A 6,159-nucleotide genomic window follows, 5' to 3' on the forward strand; every position below is an offset into this window, starting at 1 on the left:
AAAAAGCCCTTCGATATGAAGGGCTTTTTGCCAAGAGATTAAACGCAGAATTAATCTAAAGGATTGCCAATAATATTGCTGATAATCCCTTTCATGATATGCGGTCCCTGCTCTTTACGCAGTTCTTCATACCATTCCTTGGTCACGGCTTCATCTTTCATATGTGTCACATCACAGCGTTTACGTGCACGCAAGACCAGCTCATTGGCACGCTCATTGCGTTTGTTCTGATAGCGTTTTAAGGCATCTTCCAGACCCAGCGTATTAATCTGTAAAGACCGAGCCAGATAGATTGCATCTTCCATGGCCTGACAACCACCCTGACCAATATCCGGTGTGGTGCTATGTGCGGCATCACCAACAATTACAACACGACCTTTATAGAACTGTGCAAATGGTTCAATATCATGAATTTCAACCCGATTGGTTTTCTGTTCATCCAGCGCATCAATCAGATGCTGAACCGGCGCACACCAACCTTCAAAGTACTGTTTCAACAAGGTTTTATATTCTGCCCGATTATTCTCTAAACCAACTGGCAATGGCACATCAAAGAAGAAATAGAATTTTCCGTCTGCTACAGGCATCAGCGAAACACGCTTACCTTGTCCGACAAATGTGGTCCATTGATCTGCTGGAGTAAGCTTTTCTGAAATTTCTACAAGACCATTCCAGTTGACATAACCGGCATAACGACGAGAAACCTGTTCACCCAGTACATAGGCACGGGTAATGGAATGGGTTCCATCTGCACCAATCAGTAGGTCTGTTTTGATTTCTGTACCATCCGCAAATTTAACCAGGACACCATCTTCCTGTTCTTGCAGCTCAATCATTTTCTTGCCCAGCTGAATATCTTCACGGACAAACTCGTCCATCAACATGTTTTGTAAATCTGCACGTGCCACCGGATATGGACGCTGTCCCACTTCTTCAATTAACGGCAATAAACTGAACTGGGTCATGGTGTCGCCCGTCAAGCCATCAATATAGGCCAACTGATCCATCTGGCCGCCAAGCTTGGCCACCTGCTCAGTTAAGCCCAGATAATTCAAACATTTTACCCCATTTGACCAAAGTGAGATTGCCGCGCCCACTGGTAAAATCTTTTCTGCCTGTTCATAGATGGTGACTTTATGCCCAAACTTTTTTAGTGCAATTCCTGTGGTCAATCCCCCCATCCCTGCACCAATAATTGTAATCTCCATCTATTTGCTCCTCTCAAAATTGTGTTTCTTCCTCCCTGTGTAGCTAAAAGCGTGCCATTTCGAAAATAATGCACTGATTTTTCTCAAAAGTTGGCACAAGCCGTGCATTCACCTATTCATTAAAAACCTATTTTTATAAGGTCTTTCAGCAGAATTACAGACTTTTATAAAAAATTAGATTCACGTTAAACATAATTTGAATGGAAGATAGTTATGGCAACATTATTTGCACCCATTTTCGAGATCCCTGCCCATATCCAGCAGCTTACCAACTTGGCTGATAGCCGGATTGGTGCAGAAATTCTTGAATGTTCAGATGATTTTTTTGCTGAAGCAAAACGAATGTTGCAATTTGATGCACCAATTTTTGTTGAAGATAAATTTGATAATCATGGCAAATGGATGGACGGCTGGGAAACCCGCCGCAAGCGTCATGCCGGCTATGACTGGGCGATTGTCAAACTGGGGGTAGCTGGAACCATCAAAGCACTAGATATTGATACCACATTCTTTACCGGAAACTATCCAGCTTCTGCTGCAGTTGAAGCCTGCTATGCACCAAATGGTGACTTAAGCACCGCAACCTGGCACTCAATTTTACCAAACAGTATATTAGGTCCGAGCCAGCATCATATTTTTAATATTGATTCAGACGAAGTCTTTACACATGTACGCCTAAATATTTTCCCTGACGGGGGTGTAGCTCGCTTTAAAGTCTATGGTGAAGTAAAAATTCAGGTTCAGGACAGCAATCAGGTGATTGATCTGGTCGCTCTGGAAAATGGCGGTCGTGTCATTGCCTATAGTGATGCGCACTTTGGTCATCCACGTAATCTGATTAATCCGGGGCGTGGCATCAATATGGGTGATGGCTGGGAAACCAAGCGCCGTCGTGCACCCGGTTTTGACTGGTGTATTCTGGCCTTGGGTCAAAGTGGCCAGATTGAAAAAATTGAGATTGATACTGCGCATTTTAAAGGTAACTTCCCTGCTCAAGTCTCTATTCAAGCGATTTATATTGAAGATGCGACTGATCAGCAGTTAATTCCGCAAAGTATGTTCTGGCCATTCCTGCTTGAAGCACAAGAGATGCAGATGGATCATATTCATAGCTTTGTTGAGGAAATCTTAAAACAGGAAAAAATTTCCCATATTCGGGTGAACATGATTCCGGATGGTGGCATTAGCCGGATTCGTCTATGGGGAAAAGTTGTCTGAGTAATTACAACTATGAGCATACAAAGCATAAAAATACAGCCTTTAACTGTTGAAAGTTTCTTGCCTTATGGCGAGGTCATTGCCTGTGAAGGCAATGATTTTTTCCATATTAATGATCAGCAGACTGAGCGTTATCATGCTCTGGCGGTTGCTGAAACAGATGCAAAAGTTGGTCTAAGTATTTTTAGAAATATTCAGACCACTGCCATTCCCTTTACAATCGAAATGCTGGAACGTCATCCTGTCGGTTCACAAGCGTTCATCCCGATGCAGGGCCAGAAATTTTTAATTGTGGTTGCACCTAATCTGGATCATGAAAAACCTGATCTCAGTCAAATTCAGGCTTTTATCAGTAATGGTACACAAGGTGTAAATTACCGTGCCGGAACCTGGCATCATCCTTTGCTGACCTTTGAAGCTCCGAGTGATTTTGTGGTGATCGATCGTATCGGCACTGGTCCAAATTGTGACGTTTATACTTTTCCTGAAAAGATTTTTATTGAAAATTAAGCCCATTAAAAAAGCCCTTATCAATAAGGGCTTTTAAATTTCTTATTTATTGTATTTAGAAATGATATTTCACTAAAGCACTCACGTTATTTTCATCTGCATCCGGAATACCGTATTTGTTATTCCAAACCGAATGCTCAATACCGAGATATAAATTGGTGTCAGGAGAAATATGCTTGCCGACATTCCATTTCCACTGAGTCGTCCAGTTCATCTCACTCGCATGATCATCTTCAGCAGTTGACCAGTCGAGGAAGCCATCTACCAGGAATTCTTCTGTACCCAGTTTAAATGGCACACCATAAGTCAAGGTAAGCTGATAGTCATCTTCCATATTTTCATTATTTACACGATAAAGATTCACGCTGGCATAATTGAATTTTGGAATAGCCAGGTCGAAACCTACACCGTACAGGAAGTTATCAAAACCTTCACCACCTTCCCAAGTCGTTGCGACCAGCACATCTTTCACTGGACCGAATGCCAGCTTTTGACCTGAAACTTCACCCAGACTTAAACGTGGTGAAAATTCAAAATAGCTTGATTTAATATCATCGGAACCACGCATACGGTCAATGAAAAAGAAGACATCTGCATATTTAACTTTTGCAGCGTATTCAACAGTTAGGGTTGCCTGTTTTTTATCTACAACTTCATAGTTTTCCCCATAAAGCCCAGTAACGCTAAAATCCTGCCAGACTGGTTTTGCCTGTGCAGATGCTGCACCCCATGCAAGTAATGTTGCAGCAGCAACTTGAGTAAATTTCATAAATAAGGTTCCCCAATGGAATTAAAAATCTCATTCTGGATTAAGCAAGAACAAAGCCAACTTTTTTAATTTTTGATAAAAAAGCCCATGACTGGCATGGGCATATGGAGGAAATCATACTTTAATGCAGCGTTTCTGCAATCTTTTCCGGAACCTCTGTTTTCGACTTGAACATTTGCAGATGATTAAACAGAATGTTTAAAAGGATCGCCATTAAACAGGTTGAACTGATGCCAGAATGAAATAGGGTTTGAAACCATTTTGGAAAATTAGCATAGAAAGAATAGTCAATAATCGGGATCATGCCGGCTGCAATTGAAGTTGCAACAATAATCAAATTCTTTTGCTCGTTATAATCAATTTTTGCCAGAGTTCGGATGCCGCTTGCAGCCACTGTACCAAATAGCACCAATCCTGCACCACCAAGTACCGGAACCGGAATTGCGGCGATTAGTCGGCCCATAATTGGAAGTAATCCCAAAACCACTAAAATCATACCGCCAGCAGCGACCACAAAACGGCTTTTAATCCCGGTAATGGCTACCAGCCCGACGTTCTGTGCAAAAGCACTTTGCATGAATGAACCAAAAATCGGTGCAACTGCACTTGAGAACATATCTGCACGCAGACCATTGGAAATACGTTCTGAATCTACTTTGGTTCCAACAATTTCACCCACAGCAATAATATCAGCCGTCGTTTCAGTCATAATCACCAACGTGACGATCAGCATGGAAATGATTGCACTGAGTTCAAAGGTTGGCATGCCAAAAGCAAAGAAACTCGGAAATTGTACCCATGCACCATTGCCGACTTTACTAAAATCTCCAAAACCAAACAGATAAGCCAGCACTGAACCCAATACGATCGCTAATAAAATAGACAGGCGACGAATCGAGGCATTTCTACTCAAGTTTAGACAGATCACAATGGCCAAGGTCATCACGGCCAAACTGATATTTTCTACACTTCCCCATTCAGGTGCATTTTTATTGCCCCCCATCATCCAGCGAACGGCTACGGGTAAAAGTGATAAACCGATAATCGTGATCACACAGCCGGTCACGACTGGCGGGAAAAAACGGATAATTCTAGAAAAATAAGGCGCAAGGAAGAAACCAATTAATGAAGCTATGATGACTGCACCATAAACAGCTGATAAGCCGCCACCTGTAGTTACAATCGCCACCATCGTCGCCACACCCGCAAAGGAAACCCCTTGTACCAGTGGCAATTTAGCCCCGATATATTTCACTCCAATGGTTTGTAAAATCGTAGCCAGACCGCCAACAAACAATGCAGCCGCAATCAATAAACCGATTTGTGTAGCTTCCAAACCTGCGGCAGTACCCACAATGAGTGGTGGTGCGATAATACCACCGTACATGGTCAATACATGTTGCAAGCCATAGGCTCCACTTTTGCCTGCGCCCAGATATTCATGTTCTGGTGAAATGTTTGTGCTTTGTTCTGTCATTCTTTTTCTCTCCCTTAAAGCTTGAATAAAAAAATCAGCTTCCGCGATATGTGGAGTACGCGAATGGGCTGATCAGTAAAGGAATATGAAAGTGCTGAGAGGCATCTTTCACCTGAAAATGAATGACTGCTTTAGGAAAGAAAGTTTCTAGACCTAAGCCTTCAAAATAATCAGAAGTAGCAAATTCAAGACTGTATTTACCTTCCTCAAATTCGGTTAAACCAAAATCTGTGACTCGACCATCTGCATTGGTAAATGCTTTACCGAGTAAGGCACCTTCTTCATCAAAAATTTTGATCAAAACATGTGCTGCAGGTTTGCCGAGATGCGTGTCTAAAATATGAGTGCTGATCATGCTTGCAGCTCCTGTGACAGTCTTAATAAAGCGATTTCCGCCAGTTGTGTATGGACAATACCTTTTTCGGTTTCCGGATCATTAACTAAACGGTCTTTCAAGGCATTCAGCACTTCTTGGCTATTTAAACCAGCCGCTTTAATCAGGAAGATATAACCGTATTTTTTTTCATACGCGATATTGCCTTCTAGCAAAGCTTGCTGAGTTGCTTCGTCCTGAGTTATCGCAGCCTGTTCACGATTGGAAAAGTTTTTTTCAACTTCGCTTAATTCAGCCTGTGCCTTTTTTTCACCAATACGTGGATGATTATCCAAAGCTGCTTTGATTTCGTCCCAGGTCCAGGTTGCAGCCTGTTGTCTGGCTATATTCAATACATCTTCAACAGATGTATAAGGACGCTTTGCTTCAATCTGTGTCGACCAGCTCGGTATTTGCACACAGTGCTTTAAAAAGGTAATGGCCTCTTCTGGAGATGCCTGATTAAATTCAACGAGTTGCACTATTAAATCGCCTGATGATATTCATTTTTTGTTCAGTACAGGTTTTGCAATAACAGTGCCAAATCTTTTTGATCTTGTATTTTTATATAATATATAAAGCAGAAAAGAGAACTCAAGGTTCT

At 42.0% G+C, this 6,159-nt stretch carries 7 protein-coding genes; 2 read left to right on the forward strand and 5 right to left on the reverse strand.

From position 1 onward, the window contains the following. Window positions 1–50: 50 nt before the first annotated feature. Window positions 51–1,208 (reverse strand): FAD-dependent urate hydroxylase HpxO, encoded by a 1,158-nt coding sequence (gene hpxO / locus B4J23_RS04455; protein WP_291358888.1) that lies wholly within the window; start codon window positions 1,206–1,208, stop codon window positions 51–53. Between the two features lie 213 nt (window positions 1,209–1,421). Between hpxO and alc the strand changes: the two genes are divergently transcribed. Next, a complete protein-coding gene (alc, locus tag B4J23_RS04460) occupies window positions 1,422–2,426 on the forward strand; it encodes an allantoicase (protein WP_286714074.1) in 1,005 nt (334 codons plus the stop codon). Between the two features lie 12 nt (window positions 2,427–2,438). Then, window positions 2,439–2,936 (forward strand): ureidoglycolate lyase, encoded by a 498-nt coding sequence (locus tag B4J23_RS04465; protein WP_286714075.1) that lies wholly within the window; start codon window positions 2,439–2,441, stop codon window positions 2,934–2,936. Window positions 2,937–2,991: 55 nt separating this feature from the next. Here B4J23_RS04465 and B4J23_RS04470 read toward each other — a convergent pair whose 3' ends face one another. From B4J23_RS04470 to uraD, 4 genes are all read right to left on the reverse strand, one after another. After that, window positions 2,992–3,705 (reverse strand): outer membrane protein OmpK, encoded by a 714-nt coding sequence (locus B4J23_RS04470; protein WP_180012320.1) that lies wholly within the window; start codon window positions 3,703–3,705, stop codon window positions 2,992–2,994. A gap of 121 nt (window positions 3,706–3,826) precedes the next feature. Then, on the reverse strand, window positions 3,827–5,182 hold the full coding sequence (locus tag B4J23_RS04475) for a nucleobase:cation symporter-2 family protein (protein WP_291358893.1): 1,356 nt from the start codon (window positions 5,180–5,182) through the stop codon (window positions 3,827–3,829). Window positions 5,183–5,216: 34 nt separating this feature from the next. Then, window positions 5,217–5,537 carry a hydroxyisourate hydrolase gene (gene uraH / locus B4J23_RS04480; RefSeq protein ID WP_291358894.1) on the reverse strand — a complete coding sequence of 107 codons (321 nt, stop codon included), beginning with the start codon at window positions 5,535–5,537 and terminating at the stop codon, window positions 5,217–5,219. Then, on the reverse strand, window positions 5,534–6,037 hold the full coding sequence (uraD, locus tag B4J23_RS04485; RefSeq protein ID WP_291358896.1) for a 2-oxo-4-hydroxy-4-carboxy-5-ureidoimidazoline decarboxylase: 504 nt from the start codon (window positions 6,035–6,037) through the stop codon (window positions 5,534–5,536). Before uraD ends, uraH begins: the two co-directional genes overlap by 4 nt. Window positions 6,038–6,159 lie beyond the last annotated feature (122 nt).

It is taken from the genome of Acinetobacter sp. UBA3025, from assembly GCF_002367915.1.
In the GTDB taxonomy this organism is placed as follows: domain Bacteria; phylum Pseudomonadota; class Gammaproteobacteria; order Pseudomonadales; family Moraxellaceae; genus Acinetobacter.